At 67.3% G+C, this 17,539-nt stretch carries 15 protein-coding genes; 6 read left to right on the top strand and 9 right to left on the bottom strand.

What is annotated here, in order from left to right:
- Nucleotides 1-427: 427 nt before the first annotated feature.
- The gene (locus tag QC385_RS14145) at nucleotides 428-2,950 is read right to left on the bottom strand and encodes a tetratricopeptide repeat protein (RefSeq protein WP_279541673.1); all 2,523 of its coding nucleotides are present in this window, start codon (nucleotides 2,948-2,950) and stop codon (nucleotides 428-430) included.
- 1,023 nt (nucleotides 2,951-3,973) lie between these two features.
- Here QC385_RS14145 and QC385_RS14140 point away from each other — a divergent pair.
- On the top strand, nucleotides 3,974-4,129 hold the full coding sequence (locus QC385_RS14140; protein ID WP_279541672.1) for a hypothetical protein: 156 nt from the start codon (nucleotides 3,974-3,976) through the stop codon (nucleotides 4,127-4,129).
- Between the two features lie 64 nt (nucleotides 4,130-4,193).
- On the opposite strand, the gene QC385_RS14135 is transcribed toward QC385_RS14140, so the two are convergent.
- Entirely contained in the window at nucleotides 4,194-5,117 is a 924-nt protein-coding gene (locus QC385_RS14135) for a DUF4238 domain-containing protein (RefSeq protein WP_279541671.1), read from the bottom strand.
- A gap of 438 nt (nucleotides 5,118-5,555) precedes the next feature.
- On the opposite strand from QC385_RS14135, the gene QC385_RS14130 reads away from it, so the two are divergent.
- Genes QC385_RS14130 through QC385_RS14120 form a run of 3 tightly spaced genes read left to right on the top strand, consistent with a single transcriptional unit; the run spans nucleotide 5,556 to nucleotide 6,994 of the window.
- Nucleotides 5,556-5,798 (top strand): hypothetical protein, encoded by a 243-nt coding sequence (locus QC385_RS14130; protein WP_279541670.1) that lies wholly within the window; start codon nucleotides 5,556-5,558, stop codon nucleotides 5,796-5,798.
- 4 nt (nucleotides 5,799-5,802) lie between these two features.
- Nucleotides 5,803-6,363: an RNA polymerase sigma factor gene (locus QC385_RS14125; RefSeq protein ID WP_279541669.1), complete on the top strand. Its 561-nt coding sequence runs from the start codon at nucleotides 5,803-5,805 to the stop codon at nucleotides 6,361-6,363.
- On the top strand, nucleotides 6,356-6,994 hold the full coding sequence (locus tag QC385_RS14120) for a hypothetical protein (protein ID WP_279541668.1): 639 nt from the start codon (nucleotides 6,356-6,358) through the stop codon (nucleotides 6,992-6,994). The genes QC385_RS14125 and QC385_RS14120 overlap by 8 nt, the downstream gene beginning before the upstream one ends.
- Nucleotides 6,995-7,299: 305 nt before the next feature.
- Here QC385_RS14120 and QC385_RS14115 read toward each other — a convergent pair whose 3' ends face one another.
- The 6 genes from QC385_RS14115 to QC385_RS14090 form a co-directional block, all read right to left on the bottom strand.
- Nucleotides 7,300-7,428, bottom strand: coding sequence for a hypothetical protein (locus QC385_RS14115; RefSeq protein WP_279541667.1), 129 nt, complete (start codon nucleotides 7,426-7,428; stop codon nucleotides 7,300-7,302).
- Between the two features lie 142 nt (nucleotides 7,429-7,570).
- On the bottom strand, nucleotides 7,571-7,825 hold the full coding sequence (locus tag QC385_RS14110; protein ID WP_279541666.1) for a DUF2000 family protein: 255 nt from the start codon (nucleotides 7,823-7,825) through the stop codon (nucleotides 7,571-7,573).
- A gap of 964 nt (nucleotides 7,826-8,789) precedes the next feature.
- A complete protein-coding gene (locus QC385_RS14105) occupies nucleotides 8,790-9,332 on the bottom strand; it encodes a hypothetical protein (protein ID WP_279541665.1) in 543 nt (180 codons plus the stop codon).
- A 237-nt stretch (nucleotides 9,333-9,569) separates the two neighbouring features.
- Entirely contained in the window at nucleotides 9,570-10,892 is a 1,323-nt protein-coding gene (locus QC385_RS14100; protein WP_279541664.1) for a helix-turn-helix domain-containing protein, read from the bottom strand.
- 505 nt (nucleotides 10,893-11,397) lie between these two features.
- Nucleotides 11,398-11,739 (bottom strand): helicase associated domain-containing protein, encoded by a 342-nt coding sequence (locus tag QC385_RS14095; protein ID WP_279541663.1) that lies wholly within the window; start codon nucleotides 11,737-11,739, stop codon nucleotides 11,398-11,400.
- 262 nt (nucleotides 11,740-12,001) lie between these two features.
- A complete protein-coding gene (locus QC385_RS14090; RefSeq protein WP_279541662.1) occupies nucleotides 12,002-12,685 on the bottom strand; it encodes a TetR/AcrR family transcriptional regulator C-terminal domain-containing protein in 684 nt (227 codons plus the stop codon).
- Nucleotides 12,686-12,804: 119 nt separating this feature from the next.
- Here QC385_RS14090 and QC385_RS14085 point away from each other — a divergent pair, with 119 nt between their 5' ends.
- A complete protein-coding gene (locus QC385_RS14085) occupies nucleotides 12,805-13,509 on the top strand; it encodes a DUF4386 domain-containing protein (RefSeq protein ID WP_279541661.1) in 705 nt (234 codons plus the stop codon).
- A gap of 300 nt (nucleotides 13,510-13,809) precedes the next feature.
- Here the strand turns inward: QC385_RS14085 and QC385_RS14080 are convergent, their stop codons facing one another.
- Nucleotides 13,810-16,350, bottom strand: a complete 2,541-nt coding sequence (locus QC385_RS14080) for a DEAD/DEAH box helicase (RefSeq protein ID WP_279541660.1) — start codon at nucleotides 16,348-16,350, stop codon at nucleotides 13,810-13,812.
- A gap of 656 nt (nucleotides 16,351-17,006) precedes the next feature.
- Between QC385_RS14080 and QC385_RS14075 the strand changes: the two genes are divergently transcribed.
- Nucleotides 17,007-17,174, top strand: coding sequence for a hypothetical protein (locus QC385_RS14075; RefSeq protein WP_279541659.1), 168 nt, complete (start codon nucleotides 17,007-17,009; stop codon nucleotides 17,172-17,174).
- Nucleotides 17,175-17,539: the final 365 nt, after the last annotated feature.

The raw sequence follows: 17,539 nt of genomic DNA, 5'->3' as shown, positions 1-17,539 counted from the left end.
CCCACCGGCCGGTTGCGATGTGGCGGCTTTGCGTCAGCAGGAGCGTGTCAGTGGCGGTTGGTCAGAGGGGCGATGTCTTTGCTGGTGGCGGCCATGTGGGTCGGGCTCGTCGCTGACACGGGGTGGCATTTCGTGGACTGACGACTGCCATGAAGTGTGCACGGATGACTCACTGTCAGGTCGAGGGCACATCGCACGGAGGCGGACAGCGTGCGGGGGACGACCGGGCGGGGATCGATGCCGCGGGCACGGTCGACAGCCGCGCGGCCGACGCGGCCGCCCAGGAGGCGTTGCATCGTGGCGGACGGGATCGCGGCGGGCCGCCTACGGACGCAACTGCGAGGGAGAAACGAGCGGCCTGGGTGGCATCCCGGGCGCTGGCCGTGGATATAGCCTGAGCACAACGATGACTCCACCCTGGTTCGGGTCATAGGGGAGTGGTCGGAGTTCCGTCCGGTTCCAGACCAGACGGCCAGAGCGCTTGCCAGATCGCTGGTGCCTGTTGGCCCGCATTGACTCCTCGATTGGCTGCCTGAAGGGCGAGACGTTCGGCGTCAGCACGAAGCCCCGAGTCGAGGCGCATCTGGGCCAGCACGTTGAGGGCGTGGCGACTACCAGCGGTAGCGGCAAGCCGCACCAGCCGTTCGGCTTCGTCATGAAGGCCACCCCGCTCCCTGATGTAACCAAGCCGAGCCAGGGCGTCTACGTCACCCCGGTGCGTGGCTTCGACGGCAACGCGCTCGGCGTCGCGGGGGAGCCCGATTTGTTCGAGAAACTGGGACAGTTTGCTCAGGGCCTCTGCATCACCGTGGTCACTGGCTAGGACTGCGAGGCGGACTGCCTCTGTCAGATCGCCTCGCGACGCCGCGGAGCGGGAGAGATGGGAAAGTGTTATGGGGCTTCCCCGGTTCACTGCGAGTTCAGCGTAGACCTCGGCTTCGGTGTACTGCTGGCGCTGTATGTGGAGCTCGGCTAGGCGTCGGAGAGGTGATGCAGTCGGGCAGCTACGGGCGAGGCGTTCAGCGTCTGCGGTTCGCCCGGCTGCATCGAGCTCTTCGACGAGAAACACCAAGGGGACGTCCCGCCCGTTCTCTGCAGCTTTCAGCGCGTACCTTTCCGCCTCGTCCAGGAGGCCGTCGCCGTCACGGGGCCTGATCTGGCTGGCGTGATAGAGAGCTGATACGAGCAGGAAGGGATCCTCAACGCTGCCTTCCCGGATGCATTGGCTCCTAACGACGCGCAGTGTGTCCTCGACGAGCTCTTCCGCGAGCATGGCCTGGACGAGTTCTCTCAGCAGGGTGAAGAACATGAACGCTTCCGGCCCAATCTTCGAGATGATCGATTCAGCCTCGGCGAAGCGCTTGTTGCGTATGGCTTCTTGGGCGCGGTCCCGGACCTTCTGGATCTGCGTCGGCGCCAGAGGAAGGGGGGTCGGATTTGGAGGGGAGGCCGGGGCGACTGAAGGGCGTGCTGCCTGGCCGCCTTCCCGGACCAACCGAGCCTCGGTCTCGGCGACCCTCGCCGCGAGCCAGTCCAGCGGATTCAGGGAAGAACGCGTGGGGGCGGCTTCAGAGGTGGAGATTTTCGAGGCAAGCAACCTGCTGTGCCGCAGCCGCCAGCGGCCTTTCGCCGCCTGTGCTGCTGCCCGGATGTCGGACTCTGCGGTGATGTGGTCATGCACGGCGAGCCAGAAGGACTCTGGAGGACAGATCTCACGGCGCTCGTGCTGACCGTGCTGCTCTAGATAGTCGGCGAGCCGGTAGACGGGGCCGTCGTCGGGAGCCTTGTGGCCCGGCCGTGTCCGTACTCTTCGCAGAGGGGTGATGTTTCCGTGGACAGGCCGCGCCGAATAGGCGAGGGCCTTCTCAAGCCAGTCGTCTCCCGCAGCGTCGAACTCCTCGTCGTTCAGGTAGCCGGCAGCGGCGTGCTCAAGAAAGTTGCGAGGAAGATAGACGCCACACCCCAGTCGCCGGGCGTCCATGGCAGCGGAAAGTACTGCCTTGGGAACCACCGGGGCGTGCTGGTAGCGGCGTAGCAGTTCCGGTGCACCTGCCAGAAACTGCGCGATACGCCCGCCTGAGGCCTGTGCGTGCGCCACTGCCAGACGCTCATCCCAACGTGCGCTCGCCCGCAGCAGCATCAAATCGTCGCTGTCGAACGAGTCCGGCACACGTATCTCCCGGCCAGCCAACAACTCTCTGACTTGACGATGAGCCGCGCCTTCCTTGCCGCTCAGGCGGGCGGTGAGCTCATCCCAGTACTCCGGCCACAAAGTACCCAGAACCAGCACGGGACCACGGTCCGCATCAGCGAGCAGGGTCCGCAGACCGGCAGCGATGCGCTCGCCGATCTGCGGAGCAGCCAGATAGTGCTGCGCCTCGTTCAACCAGACCACAGTGCGGGGCCCGACGCGGGAGAGACCTTCCAATGCCGCGTCAGCTCGCGTGGGATCGAATGGATGCCACAAGCGCCACCCGCGCGGAGCCAGCGACTGAACAGCTTCCCAACAAGCCCGTGTCTTCCCAGTCGACGACCCTCCCACCAAGACCGCCATCTTGCTCTGCCCGCTGGCGCAAGCCTCGACGATCTTCAGCAACTGCGCATCGTGCCGGCGAGGAACGTACATCGGTAGCGCAGCCGAGACGGACACTCGTGCTTCTTGCTGCTCACCTGGCTCAGCTTCAGGGCGCCGGTGACGGCCCTTGATCGCGTGGTGGACCTCTAGGTCCAACGGATCGCACTCGCTGATGAGACGTCCCGAGAAATCAGCGACGTCGGAGACCGACGCGGCATCGGGCGACAGATGAATGGTGTTGTTGTCGCCAACGATCCCTATGCCGATGTCACGGCCAGCCCCCAGCCCACCCTTGGTGACGCTGACCCGCGTACCCGATCCGTCCCGGCTGCCATCGCTGTCCTGACGGCGTCCCCAGGCGGGAGGCGGACTCACGTCTCGTTCCCGTCCCCGGTGATGACCTCACCGATGCTCTCGCCTGCTGCAACACCGCCTGCCCCGGTCGCTTTGACGCTCCGGTTGAGCGGCTCGCTGGGCGGGACGACAGAACGAGCGCGGGGCGCAGTTACGCGGTTGTTGCTGCCGGAAATCGCGCGACCGATGTTCCCCCCGGCAGCTACCGCTCCTGGGCCGGCTTCCACGGTGTGGGCAGAGCCTGGACGCCATAGCGCCACTATCGAGAGGGCTAGACCCGTCAAGCCGACGATCGCGCCCACGACACTCGCAAGCTGGTCAGCAGTGCTCAGATCAACCACCACCGCGACGATGGTTAGTCCGACAGCTGCCAAAGCGCACAAGACTGCCGCGCCGACTAGCGCTGCTCTCCTCCACCCTGTCATGCACCTCATTGAACATCCCACGTGACGCGGCGTCATCCCACCTCCAGCAGCAGATGCTCAGCGAGCTGCTGTTCCGCAGCTCAGCCTGCGGTGCTGGTCTGGGGGAGGGCTACAGCGGCCGGGCACGCTGGTTCTCCTCACGACCCCCCCCTAGATAGATGTACGGCGCTTCGGGAGGCGGCCGCCGCTGCCGAAATCGATGAGCCCGGCGGAGCCCACCAGGTTCCGCAGGCCGCCAAGCCGGGCCTACGCTGCTTCCATGCCGAAGGAATCTCGCGAGGCCAAGCGGGCACGGAAGGCGGCGGCCAAAGCAGCCGCGAGGGCTCGTGCCGCCCGTGTCCTGGCCGGTGAAAACCCCCGACTATTTGCAACAGCTGGCACCGGCTGTCCGGCGGCCGCAGCCGCCCCGACACAAGGTGGTCCAGGCCCCGATCGAGCGGCACGCCAGAGCGCTCCGTCCCCCGAGGAACACCCCGCTTCAACCGCGGGACCGGGAGCAGTACGCGGAAAACGCGCCACCGGTATGGGTGAGGGGTGGCTCCTATGCCGAAGATGACTAGCGGGTCGGCCCGGTCATGGTATCCGGGGATGACCAGCCTCGAAGGAAGACATCAAGCACATGCGGCCGAAGCAGCGGAACAAGTACCGCCGTCTCGGCTTCACCTGGACAGAGATCAAGAGGATCGACCGCGCGATCGGCCGCGGTGAAAGCACGCTCACCCTTAAGACCACAGCTGGCGAGATCACGCTGACCCTTCCACCCAAGTGGCGGTGATCAGACGCAAGGCTTCACGCCGGCGCGATACCAATCTGGTCCGCAGGGGGTGGTCAGCCGACGCTCAGCGGTTCACGCGGTCTGCTTGCCGCTGTCTCGCTTTTGCCCTGGCGAACGTCTCCAGTTCGCTTCGAGGGTGCATGTAGACGTAGCGGTCGGAAGCGAGGATCTGCACGGTGTTGATCTCGTCGACGACGGCCCTGGGGATGCTGCCCAGAGTGTTCTTCGGTCCCAAGGCCAGCAGGTGCCTGGGACCGATGGGCAGGACGATGGAGTGCGCGTCCCCGAAAGCCATGTTGTACGAGAAGGGCGTTGCGTCCGTGCGCACGGTCACCGCTGGATTGTCGCCGATCAGGAACTGCCCACTCTCGGCAGTCAGCACCTCCAGATGCCATTTCGACGCCATCGCACGCACTTTGTTGAACATGTTCTCGATGCTTGTGCGAAACAGCTTGCCGCTCCCGAAGTCCTGGGTGACCTCGGACTGCTCGACGAGACGCTCAGCGAAGGTGCCGAGGGAGCCGGAACCGTCCAGATGGAGCCCGGTCTGGCGCAGCGCCTCACGGCGGAGCTGCTCCGGATACTGCCTGATGAGTTTGCTGCGGACATTCACGCGCACAGTCCCGAACGCGCTGGTGTACACGCCGCGATAGCGGTGCGAACGCACAAAGTGGAGCACGACCAGGTCGCGCAGCGCCTCGATATGCATGGGATCCGCGAATGGAGTGCCGGCTTGCACGGCCGCGAGCGCGGCAGGGGCGCGCGTCTCCACCGATCCCCACAGATCCTCGGCCGATGCGGAGTCGAACGCCACGAAGTCCTCGACCCAGCCGCAACGCCGTGGGCTCTTCAGCTTGTTCCGGCGTTCCGGGTTGCACACGTCGAAGGGCTGTAGCTGCCAGCCGCGGCCTTTCGGATCCAGCATCGTGAACTGCCTGAGGAGGACCTGGGAGACGAGGTGCTGCCGGGATATTTGAGCTGCCGCCACCCGCCAAATTCTGTCAAGCGCCCGGGGTACGGGCCAAGGGTTTGACCGACCCGTCGTGATGGTTCCGGCGTCTGCTGCCGCTGACGCGGGTGTTCCGACGGTGAGGTAGTCGGCCTTTGCTGCGGAGTCGTCCTCCCCGCCGACGCGGGGGTGTTCCAGACACCACGCACCACGCCGGATCGCCTTCGCGACACCTGCCCGCCGACGCGGAGCACAAGCAAAGGGTCCGTGCCGGCTGCGTGTCCGGCACGGACCCTGAAAAAGAACCCCCCGCTCGTGGGAATCGGCCTGTGGCCGTGGCCGCTTGCGGGTCCGCTTGATCCGGGCTCCGGGGCCGCTCTGGCCGTGGCAGCGTATTGACCTGTCACACATTGGCGGGCTTCCTGCTTAAGGGAGCAGACACGGCGCGGCGGGCGCCGTCGGGACGGTGGAGCACGCATGGATCCGGTGACGTTCGCGGTCACAGCGGGAGCAGCAGCCGGGGGGTACCTGCTGCGCCTCGGCTACCGGTGGATCAAGGCCCGCGGTGAGGTACGCCGTGCGGAACTGGAACAGCAGGGCCTGTCGGAGCGCATCCGCTCCCTGCCGCCCGGCAGCCGGCTGACGGAGAAGAGCGCCGACCGCGAGGTCGACATCACGGTCGGCGGCAACCATCTGGCCGCCGGGAACCAGGAGAGGTGAGCCCGTGGCCGAGCCCCCGGTGACGGCCGGGACTGAGGCTGAGCACCGTCCAGCGGTGCTGAGCCGACCGGCCGTCCAGCGCGACGACTTCGAGGCGTTCTACACGCGCGAGATGCGTGCCGTGTCGGTGTTCTTGATGCACCAGGGCGCCACGCCCTACGAAGCCGCCGACGCCGCCCACGAAGCCATCGCCAAACTCCTGCCCGACCAATGGCGCACCCTGGAGCACCCCAGGGCCTGGCTGCGCGTCACCGCCCAGCGCTGCTACTGGCGTCAGGACGACTGCCGTACGTCTCCGACGGACCCGGTGCCTGACCGCCCCGGTGGAACCTGCCCGGTCGCCGAAGTAGTGCTCACCGAAACCCAGCAGCGGGTCGTGGACGCGCTGCAGCAGCTGTCCCCCGGCAGGCGCACCGTCATGGCCTGGTTACTCGATGGCTTCGACTACGCCGAGATTGCTCAGATGCTCGACCTGACGCCTGCAGCCGTGCGGCAGAACATCTGCCGGGCCCGCAAAGACCTGATCGAAATCCTCGACCTCGACAAGGGGGTTGCACATGACTGACCGCACGCCCCACGAGGGCGGACGCCACACTCCCGAGGACCTGCTCGACGCCCTGTTGGCCGGCAACCGCGTCGAACTGCTGAACACCATGACCCGGGCCCTCGACACCGACGCCGGCCTCCGGGCACTGCGAATCCTGCGCACCGGTCCAACGGCAAAGATCGAGAACCGCGCCAGCGAAGCGACGGCCCCACCCCCACATCACCCGATCATCAGCCAACCGATCCGCGAATCCGCACCGCTGCCGCTGTCCAGCGAGGGGTCCGTCAAGGGGGACCCTCACCCGGCGATCGAGTTGATCCAGGACTTCCTCAAAGCCCTGACGGTACTGCGGCGCTCACCAGACATGCCCCCGACAGGCAGGGAGGTCTGCATGGACTGTGTCAGCCTTCTGACGAAGCTGGCGGATGGCCTGGAACAACGGTTCATGGCACGCGGCGAGGCCGTTGACCTTCTCACCGAGGTGGCGCGCCGCCTGGCGGATCTGCAGAGCGAACTTCCCTTCATGTTCGGGCTCGGCCTTGAGTCCGACGAGATCATCGAGGCGTTCGCCGAGCGGCTGAGGAGGATCACTGTGGTGGTAGCCCGCATGTTCGATGAAGCGTACGACAACATCTACATCGAGTACTGACAGCAGATCATCCGTGGTCGGTGTGGCCGCCAGCGCCCGGGACCAGTCAGGGGCCAGTCCCGGGCCAGATGACCATCTTTGCGCTGGCTGAAGAGTTCGCTCACCTGGTTGCCTATCGCTGAGGCCCCCTGGCGGTACGCCGCCCTAGTAGCTGGCCTGCAACAGGCAGCACCGCATCGCCGCACTTGCCGACCCGCTCCCGAGGCGGAGGGTGACGTGGACATCGCGGCCTGACCCCGCGCCCCATCGCCCCTCGGCGATCCGATGACGGAAGGTCCCCTCGCTGCAGCCGTTGCGGTTGGCGGTCAGGTTGTGACGCCGGGAGCCCGCGACGCGGCGCTCTGCTCCTGTCGCCGTTCCAGTTCCCTCTGCCGCAGGATGGCCTCCTTGCGGCACTTCTCCAGGGCGTCCTGGGCCAGACCTTCGTCGGTCACCTGATAGCGGTCTGGCTCGTAGCGATCGACCCGGGCGCTTCTTGGTCAGCGGATCCAGCACATCGCGCTGCCCGAAGACGGCGACTCCGTAGTAGTCGAGCGCCTGCTCCGGCGTGCTCTTCATCCGGTCGAGCTGCTCTGCCTAGGTGTCCCCAGTCATCTCTGCGGTGAAGTCGGTGTACAGCAGTCCTGCAGCGTCGGCCTGGTCGCGCAGCCGCCGGCCCCAGGCCGGGCGCCCTTCGAGGACGATGAGGGAGAGCCCGGAAATGGGGGCGTGGCTGCCGGCATCAGCGTCCGAGAACGCAACGAACGACATCTTGCGCAGCAGCTCCGGCTGCTCGGTGGCTGCCTTGGCGGCCAGCCCCAGGCACAGGTGCGACGCCGCGTTCGCCGCCACCCCGGGCGGAAGCTTCGCCTTGAGGCGGAAGCTTCGCCTTGAGGGCGACGACGAACTTATAGCGGCTGTCGACCTCAGTCGCGTCGACACAGGCGGGACTCGCAGTGGGGACGGTCATGGGTGCCTCTTTCAAGATCTCGAGGGGAGTCGCTGAGGGTCGCCTCGGGCGATGTCTCCTGGAGACTGGCGCAGACCGGGCACGCCAGTCTTGTACGATCTTGCGCCCTGATGTAATCCCGCACACTCACCAGTTGAGATGGCCTGTAAGCCGACCTATACCGTCGCCCAGTTGAGTCCGAGTGCGATGTGCCGGGTTGGTGTCAGTGGGTGGGTGTCAGTGACGGCAGGTCAGGACTGGGTGTTTTCGCTGGTCGGGTGTTGAGGAAGGGTGTGGTCACTGTCGTGGGGCGGTGCATGCGACGGCCACGGCTGTCATGGGGCGGTACACCCCGCTCCGCTCCACTGTCTTGAGAACGGCACTTCTGATCCTTCCTAGGGTTGCGCGGCGGCACGGTGGTCGGTGTCGGTTTTGCGCGGGCGGAAGGGTGTGGGGTGGGGGAGCCGGGCGCGTGGGGTGAGGTCACGGCGGGGTTGAGGGTGTCCAGGCCGGTGCTGGTGGCGCGGTTGCTGGAGCTCGAGGCGGCCGGGGCGTTGACGACGGCGCATGTGCGTGCGGGCGCCCAGGTCGGCGGGGTGAATGTGCGCACGGTGTGGCGCTGGCTGGAGGCGGCGCGGACGGAGGGCCGTATGGACCCCTCCCTGGCGTCGTTGGTGCGCCGGGACTTGGAGGCTGGCAGGTCCTGCCGGACCGCGCGGTGGTGCGCCGGCCGTGGAGGCGTTCGTCGCCGGCGGCTGCGACGACTCCGACGGCGTTGACTTGGCCGACGTCCTCGGAGAGCGCCCGTAAGCGACGCGCCCTGGCCCGCGCGCCTGTCGCCCGAGGCCCTGGCCGTCCTGCTGCTGATCAGTCGGTACGGCGGTCAATCTCGCTCTGCACAGCTTGGATGGCTGCGAGGGCACTTGCGATCGCGGCGCCTTGCAGACGTGAAAGATCGAGCAGATCGTCCAGAGCGACCCTTCTACTGCCGAGTTTTCGGTGGAAGTCGTCTGGCAGTGGGGTCTTTTTGTAGGCGTCGATGTCGGCGACTACCCGCCCGAACGGAAGGTTAGGAAAGCGGCGTTCGGCCTGCTTGATGCGGCTGAGGAGTTCGCTGAGCTTGACCATGTCCGCCTTTTGCACAGCGATGCCCGCCAGTTTGTCGAGCACGACGACGGTTTCGTCGAGCAGGTCGTAGTCGGCCTGGTAGCGCTTTGCTTGCTTGGCGCGGCGGCTCTTGCGGACCTTGTCGATGGAGAAGTAGGTACTGGCGATGAAGGCGGCGAGGCCGATGACGGCTGTCCATGTCCAGGAGCTGGTGAATGTGTTCTGGGAGGTGTCGCTTCCCAGTATCAGGCGAACGCAGGGGTGGGACGCGTTCGGCAGCTGTGATGCTGAGCAGTGCATCATCGGGCATGTCCTTGTGCTGGAGGGCTCTGAGGAGGCTGTGTCGAGTGGTGTGCGGCGGCGTCCTGCGTGATCGTGCCTGATACCTGGACAGGGCACCGGTGATCTCGGCAGCGGGGTGCCTGAGTGCTTCTTGCCTGACTGGCTTTGCCGCTCTGTTTCTGCGGTTCTCGCCTCTGGGGACTGTTCAGCGACGGCGCAGGGGGTGTGCCGTTGAGGCGGTGGTGGACCCGAGCCGCCTCAGGCGCCGCTGTTGCTGGTCGGCTTCCACGGCTTACCCGTGGCAGTGAGGACGGTATCCGCGGATGTGGTATCTCGCCGGGGGGCTGCTTCGCGCCTCGCGGTGCTGGTGACGCGGTCCACCTTCTGCACAGGAGGACTGATTTCCAGGGGACTGTCCACCAGGCCGGCGGCTTTGGCGAGTCGGAGGTGCCGGTGCCCATTCCGGTGGGTGGGCATGGTGTCGTAGTCGTGGACGAGCAGGACTTCCAGATAGAACGGCCGCCGGACGTGTCGCCGCAGGACAGCTTCCAGTGCGGGGTGCCATGCACCGGACTGCAGGGTGCGAAGGGTGGTGCGGTCGGCCACGAACACAGGCAGGTCCAGATGGTCGCGCTGCAGGCGGGCCGGCAGCACCGTCGCGGCGCGCAGCGCGCGCATGAGCTGACGGCTGAGCAGCCCGGACGGGTTCATCAGGAGTTCTGCCCAGGCTTCTCGCACGTGTTCGTTGAGCTTGGGGCAGTCCGGACACGTAGCCCGTGTCAGAACGACATCGGACAGGCGGATGCGCAACGTGGCGCCACACTGCAGGCACTCCACCGTCCACGGCGCGTCGAAACGGCGATAGCGTTCCAGCGCGTCGAAGCCGGCCTTCCGCAGCATCCGGACGGCGGCCTCCTGCGACACCTGGCCGCGGTTGTTGTCGGCGACCACCGACTCGATCTGCTTCAGCTCCTCTCGCCCGTCAGCGTCCTGGCGGGCACCGACGGCGTGCCGCTGTGCACGGAGCCAGGCATCGAACCACACCGTGCGGTCCCGCGGCGGCACCTGGCAGGCGACGAGGAAAGCTTCCAGACAATCCGTGGAAGCGGGCGCCTGCTTACCGGACGAGATCCGGAAGGCGGTACTACGCGACAGCTCTTTGCCAGTGGCCCGCGCCCTGCGCTCCATCATCCGAAACGACGGCGCCCCGTTGGCCTGCCGCAAATCCTCCAACGCGGTGCACAGGCCAAGCAGGTCCTTGACAAGGTCAGGACGCGGCTCCGGCTCCCTGCTCCTGCTCGTACTCCGTCCGCCGAGGCTCCCGCGATGCGCTGCGTGCCACAGCCGGGTGATCTCATCGACATCCATGCCGCACGCACGGGCAAAGGCCTGTGCCACGTCCCGCTTGGGCAAGAAAGCACCCGAGGCTGCCCGCTGCAACGTCCCCGGGCTGATGGACCGCGTCCGCTCCGACAGCTCCGCGTAGGAAAGGCCCGCTCCCCGCCGTCCGTTGCGCAAGGCAACAGCGAGTCTGCCAAGCGGACTGACCGGATCCGGAATCGGCTTTTCTGGTCGCCCCACTGCCTCGTCTCCATTTACCCATGAAGGGCCACTGCATACGGGCCCTGCTTACATCACATGCGGCTCGCATCAGCGGGCCGCGTACTCTTTGCTCCAACCAGACGACGCTTCACGGCAGTTGGCGCTACCGGGGAAGCCGTGCAGCATCCTGCCACCTGGATGCCCCATTGCGCTGAGGGACGACAGATAAATCAGTACCGTCCCATCTCAAGAAACCTCGGCATTCTGGTTGAGACATCCTTGATCAACCTCTGATCAGGTGTTTTACCTCTAGATCGATTCCGTTCGAAGGCGCCTCTTGGTCGCTTGATCCGGTTCGTCTCACGGCTGAAGGAATCGCGGCCATTCGGTTCCCATACTTTCCGTACCACCGCCGCCCAGCGCGACGGTGCCCTGCTTCCTTTGCTCCAACCGCGATTGAACAGGGAATACGAGCCCGCCGCGTTGGCGCGCGAGCAGGCACACGAAAGAGTCGACCCACGGATTGGGTCGACTCTTTCCCCTTTCAGGCCTTCATCTGATCAGCATGAAGATTAGCTGTGCTCAGCCATTGACCGTTTCTGACGCCACTGCCACGCTTCGCCATGCGGCAGTCGGTCCGCAGCCCGATCGTGCCACCGGCCAGTACAGACACTCCCTGACCGCGCCCCGGGCCGACTCGCCCACCGAACCGGCCCCGGGGCAGGCTGGGAGGCGTGACCAGCACGCCGATCGTCGTGCACCGGTGCTCCATCTCGGGCGGCAGCGGCGTGACACCGAGCTGTTCCAGGAGCAGGCGCTGCCCGTCCTTCAGCCCGTGCCAGATGGTGTGCTGTCGCTGTCTCTGGAGCCACCGGCCGACGTCCATGCCTGGCTGGGCCGTGTGAGGGCGGCGCGGTGAAGACGTCCGCGCGCCCGCGTCTCGTACCAGAGGTGACCGGCGGCGTGCCGGTGGGGCAGAGCGGTGCGGTGGCGGGTGCGGCGTTGCCGGCGGGCGCGCAGTCTGCTGCAGCTCGTTGCGCGGCTGTCAGCGTGGGCCTGTTCCGCTCATCCGAGGGATCGCAGCCGAGTTTTAGGCTCGGCTGGGCTTCCCTCCCCCTCGACGCTGGATCAGCCCCCCCCCGCACCCGCTACGCCTTCCGCGCGGACGTCCAGCCTTGGCGGCGGAGGCTTTCGAAGCCATCCAGGAGGAGGTCCAGGGCGAATTCGAACTCGAACTGGTCGTCGCAGCCGCCACCGACCGTGGAACCCCCGTCGTGTGCGGCCGTCGCGGCCAGTTCCGCGATGTGCGGGTAGCGCGCCGCCAGCCCGGGGTCCGGCGGGCCGGAGGGGCTTGAGGTGTCGAACAGTTCCTGGCTGAAGCCGAGCAGGCGGCTGCCCATCGCGTGCATGACGTGGTGCGTAAGGTCGGCGGAGAGGCCGCCGTCCCGGAAGCTCCCGGCCATCGAGTCCAGGTACGACAGCACGGCCGGGGTGGGGCCGGTCCGCGACTCGATGACCCGGGCCGCCCAGGGGTGGCGCAGCAGGACCCGCCGGGCCGAGAGGATCCGCCCGCGGACCACGCTCTGCCAGTCGGTGCCCGCAGCCGGCGGGTCGATCTCGCCGACCACGGTGTCGATCATGCCGTCGAGCAGCTCCTCCTTGTTGGCCACGTGCTTGTAGAGGGCCATCGGTACGACGTCCAGCTCCTGCGCGAGCCTGCGCATGCTGAGCGCGTCGATGCCGGTGGCGTCGGCGAGCGCGACGGCGGCGCGCAGGACGCGGTCCCTGTTCAGGTGGATCCGATGCGTGTGTGTGGCTTCCTGCCGGGTCATTCCGGTTCGGCCCTTTCCGTCCTCGACAGCGCCCTCTCCTTGACGAGTGTACGCCGTACACCTATGCTCGCCGCGAGGTGTACGGCGTACACCGCCGCCGAGTGAGGGGTACCGAGAAGATGAGTCCGGACCGGAGAACCGCGGTGGCCGCCGGGTCGCTATTCCTGCTGACCGAGGCCGCCGCGATAGCCGGGGCCGTTCTGTACCGCCCCCTGCTGGCGGCGGCGGACGGTCGGCTCACGCAGGGCGCCGACACGCGGGCGCTGCTCGGGGTGCTCTGCGAGGTGGTGCTGGTGGTGGCGGTGGCCGGTACCGGGGCGGCGCTGTTCCCCGTCCTGCGGCGCCACGGCGAGGGGCTCGCCTTCGGGTACGCCTTCGGGCGACTGCTGGAAGCGGCCGTCATCGCCCTCGGGATCGTCGCCGTCCTGGCGCTCGTCACCCTACGGCGGGACGCAGGGGCGGCGGCAGGCGCCGACGTCGCGCTGGTGGTCGTGCACGACTGGACGTTCCTGCTCGGGCCCAACATCGCCCTCGGCCTGAACACCGTCCTGCTTGCCCACCTGGCGTACCGCGCTCGGCTCGTGCCGCGCTTCATCGCCGTGCTCGGGCTGGTCGGCGGGCCACTGATCTGCGCCTCGGCCGTCGCCGTGATGTTCGGGGCCTACGCGCAGCTCTCCGTGGCAGGGGCGGCCGCCGCGCTCCCGGTGCTCGCGTGGGAACTGGGGCTGGCCGGGTGGCTGATCGTCAGGGGGTTCGGGCCCGGCTCAAGCGCCGCGTCCCGGGCAGACAGAGAGATGGCTGATCCGGCAGGTGTCCTTCGGTGAGGACGGCCCGAGCTTGACGGCGAAGCCATCCGGGAGACGCGCCAGCCCTGCCTGGCGGGGACCGTCATGATCTGCGAAAAGCAGCGACCGACGCGCGGCTGAGGCTCAGCACTTACACCGACGAGGGCGGGCCGGGAGCATCAGGTTGAGCGGCCCGAACTCGTCACAGGCCGGCATCCCAGCCCGCACTTCAGTCCTCCCACGCTGTCTGCCCCCTCACCGCCGCTTCCGGCATTCCCGTGACAGCACCAACTGGCGTCGGCTACGAGAGCCTCAGGAGAGCGCCGATGACAGAACGGGTTATGTCCAGCGCATGCCGATGTGGGAGAGCTGCTCCACGCGTTCCGGTGACAGTGTCGCGGCCCGCGAGCGCTGGTTGCCGATCCATGCCCCCAGCTTGAGCTCTCGCTGCTCCTGGTCCTCGCCGCTGTCACCGTCTCCGGCACCGCCGATGACGATCCGTTCGATGTGCTTCCTCGGCACCCGAAGGTGCCCCTCACGCTCGTAGAACTGGCGGGCGGCGGTGTAGTTGAGGGCCCATTTGTCGGCTTGGCTGGTCCGCGGTCTGGGTTTTTCGCTCTCGATGGCGGGTTGGATGCCGAGGATGTGCTCCAGCATCCACTGCTGGACGGTCGTCAGCTTGTCCCAGCCGAGCCGGACCGAGCGCACCCACCGTCCGAGGTCTTCGCCCTGGTGCACGACGGCACCGGGCTCGGTGGGCAGCTCGCCGCCGTGTTCCAGGTGCTGTCGGGTGAGGTGGAAGGCGCGCTGCCATTCCACCGGCCAGGTGGGGCACCAGGAGGGGTCGATTTCCTCGAGCTGTTCGCGTCGTTCCTGCGACAGCGCCCCGGCCGCCGACTTCACGGGCAGCCCTTCGGCGCGCCGCTGCTCGTTTTCGGCGGCCCGGCGGGCGGCGGCCCGCGCGTTCTTCAAAAAGATCCCTACCCGGTACCCCTGGTAGGTGGCGTCCAGTGGGGCCAGGAGGTGGCCTGCTTCGGCTGCCCATCCGCGCGCCGCGGCGAGGCCTTCTTCCCAGGCGACGTCGTAGTGCGACCACACCATGCCGAGCCGCTCCAGCTGCGCGATGCGGTCCTCGTCCATGTCACCCCGGGCGTAGAACCTCCGAGCGTCGGCGATCCACTGCCCAAGTGGGAACCCGGCGAGCGAGGCCGGCCACCCCTCGGATTCCGCCTCCTGGTCGCCGCTCTCGGGCACGCGGTACGTGAATGGCACCTTCAGGTTGCCGTGGATCCGGTGGTACAGGGTGGCGGCTTCGATGCCGCGTCGCCAGTGTTGGTGTTCGGGGTTGAGGACGCGCAGGCTGATGAACGCTGCCAGCTGCGCGGGGTCGCGCGGTGTGCTGAACTTCAGCAACTGCCGGGCTGGCACCGACAGCCAGTCGCTTCGGTCGCTCCCGGCCCCCTCGCCTTCCTCTCCGCTGCGGCTTTGAACGCCTCGGACACGGCTTTGTGCCTGTTGCTCGGCGAGCTGTTCCACGACCCGGGTGTCGTGCGCTCTGAGCGCTTCAAGCAGCTTCGCGAGGCCGCCGTACGCCCGGCTGGTGAGCATGTTGTCCGTCGTCTCGCCCGGCCCGAGCAGGACCGGCACGACGAGGGAGGCGACCTTCCCCTCGCCGGGCTGCATCCGTAGCGCCCGGCCGACGGCCTGGACGAGGTCGGGCATGGAGCCGCGTACGTCCGCGAAGTACACGGAGTCACATTCTCGGGTGTCGACCCCTTCCCCGAGCACCTTCACCGAGCTCAGGAAACTTTTCTCGACGACCGTGCCGTCCGTGGCGATCCGGTCGGCGAACTCGCCGAGAACGCGCCGCCGGTGGCCCGGCTTGTGGTCCCCGCACAGCCAGTCCGTCCAGATCGTCTTGGGGTACAGCTCGGGGTCGGCGGCCCGCAGCTGCGCGGCGATGTCGGGAAGGCCGGCCGCGAACGCCTCAGCCTCCTTCACCATGTGGTGGAAGACCAGCGTCCTGCGGAAGCCTTCCTCGGCCGATGCCTTTACCAGGGCGGTCTGCAGGGCGGCGAGCCGGGCCCCGCGGACCTGCTCGGAGCGCGCGTCCTCGCCCAGGAGTTGGGCGGCCTGGAGGTGGGTGTCGGTGATGTCCACGCAGACCACCTGGTAGGGGGCACAGATGCCCCGATCGATCGCCTCGGACAGCGTCAGCGTGTAGCAGCGGCTGCCGAAGGGGGAGTCGGGGTCGTCTTCCATGCTTGCGACCAGTTCGCCCGGCGCGCCCTGCTGCTCCTGGTCTTCGTCGAGCTGCCACAGCCGGGGCGTGGCGGTCATGTAGAGGCGGCGCAAGGAAGGGATGCGGGTGTTGTCGTGGACGACTGCCCACGGCTTCCCGATCCGCCCGGAGGTCCGGTGCGCCTCGTCGATCACGATGAGGTCCCAGCCGGGAAGGCCGGCGGCGTGGGCCCGTTCCAGGGTGCCCAGTCCGAGGGAGGCGTACGTGGCGAACACGGTGACGCGGTCGAACGGCCGTACCCAGTCGACCAGCTCGTCCACGTCCGTGGTGTTGGGGAAGGACACCTCCTCACCTCGCAGGGACGACACCCCGATCATCGGCCCGGTGCGGCCTGTCTCGCGCCACGCGGCTTCGGTCTGGGCAAGCAGGTCGAGGGAGGGCACGAGCACCAGCACTCGGCCCGCTCGGAGCTCCTCGGCGCTCCGGGCGGCCACGAGGGTCTTGCCAGTCCCGGTCGCCATGATCACCTGAGTCCGCAGCCCCCGCTCCGGCACAGTAGATCTTGCAGGCAATTCGAGCGCTCGGAGTACCGTGTCCACGGCTTCCCGCTGGTGGGGACGGAGGTTTTTCATCGCCATTCAGTCTGCCTTCTCCTGCAAGCTGAACGAAGGGCTGCACATGGCGAGGAGCGACAACGCGCGCCCAGACAGCGCAAGATGGACTGCGTCCCCTTCGTTGAGAAACCAGGCTCACCTTCCTGATCCAGAATGGAAGGTCACGCTGGGAGCGCCTCCTGATGCCCACAGACCTGGAGCCACCTGATTCCAGAGTCTATCGCACCCTTAAAACGAAGCACGCTTCTTCATGAAACCAGCATCAGCCCTGGCGAATCAGCACTGAGCCGATGGGTACTCCCTTTCTCTCATTGTCCGCCCTGCCTTGGAGCGCCATGACACAGAAGACTGAGGACGAGATGGGCAACCGGTTCTGCAAAGCGTGTGGCACGCCGGCCGAAGACGGGAGGCTGTGCAAGCACTGCGGCACCGTTCTGGACTTCCCGGACGAGGCAGGTCTGGTCGAGGACCAAGGTGCGGGAGTGCGACGCGATTTCGAGGGACGGACCGGGCCGCGAGACCAAGGGTGACCGGACCAGAGGTACGCGTACCGTGCCCGCCTTCCCCTTCTTGCTGCCAGTCTCGGGCCGCGCGATGCGCGACCTGGACCGCCTCCGCTCATGTCTGCGGGGGCGAAGCCGGGGCATACGGGTTTCACCCCCTTGAGAGGAGTTCGTTTCATGGTTGGCATAGTCGCGGCGGTGTTGTTCTTCGTTGCGTTTTTGATCAACGCGGCGGACGTCAGTACCAACGAGGTGTTCTCTTCGACGAACGTCATGCTGCTGGGACTGATGTGCCTGGCTCTGCATATGGCCGGGGTCGGGACCGGTTGGGCCCGCAGACGGTGACCCGTGTTCTGCGCATCTGGTGACAGTCCGTCACCAGATGCGCAGAACACCAGGCAAGACCCCCCTCGCCTGCAGTCAGCTGGCCCGCGTCAGCGGGCCGAAAAGGTCCTGGAGGCGCAGCCGGAGGGACCGTCAGGCGGGGGAGCGCAGCGGACCCGCCGGCCAGGCTGGAGCGAAGCGGAAGCCTGGTAGCGGGACGCAGTCCCGCCAGTCCGGGGAGCGCAGCGAACGGACTGTCAATCTCGGTGCGCAGCACCGAGATTGAGCGGGAGCGCAGCTCCCGCCAGCGCTCACGCGGAGCGTGAGCGCAACCACCGTGCGCAGCACGGTGGTTCGCTTGCACATCGCGCAGCGATGTGGTACCC

This window comes from Streptomyces sp. DH10 (assembly GCF_029813805.1).
In the GTDB taxonomy this organism is placed as follows: Bacteria; Actinomycetota; Actinomycetes; order Streptomycetales; family Streptomycetaceae; genus Streptomyces; species Streptomyces coeruleofuscus.
This window is presented reverse-complemented; position numbering and strand designations above follow the sequence as displayed.

Coding starts and splice junctions, on each gene's coding strand:
- QC385_RS14120 (WP_279541668.1), top strand. CDS start 6,356: ATGACTGACCGCACGCCCCACGAGGGCGGACGCCACACTCCCGAGGAC.
- QC385_RS14085 (WP_279541661.1), top strand. CDS start 12,805: ATGAGTCCGGACCGGAGAACCGCGGTGGCCGCCGGGTCGCTATTCCTG.
- QC385_RS14080 (WP_279541660.1), bottom strand. CDS start 16,350: ATGGCGATGAAAAACCTCCGTCCCCACCAGCGGGAAGCCGTGGACACG.
- QC385_RS14095 (WP_279541663.1), bottom strand. CDS start 11,739: ATGGACGTCGGCCGGTGGCTCCAGAGACAGCGACAGCACACCATCTGG.
- QC385_RS14140 (WP_279541672.1), top strand. CDS start 3,974: ATGCGGCCGAAGCAGCGGAACAAGTACCGCCGTCTCGGCTTCACCTGG.
- QC385_RS14105 (WP_279541665.1), bottom strand. CDS start 9,332: ATGATGCACTGCTCAGCATCACAGCTGCCGAACGCGTCCCACCCCTGC.
- QC385_RS14075 (WP_279541659.1), top strand. CDS start 17,007: ATGGTTGGCATAGTCGCGGCGGTGTTGTTCTTCGTTGCGTTTTTGATC.
- QC385_RS14090 (WP_279541662.1), bottom strand. CDS start 12,685: ATGACCCGGCAGGAAGCCACACACACGCATCGGATCCACCTGAACAGG.
- QC385_RS14130 (WP_279541670.1), top strand. CDS start 5,556: ATGGATCCGGTGACGTTCGCGGTCACAGCGGGAGCAGCAGCCGGGGGG.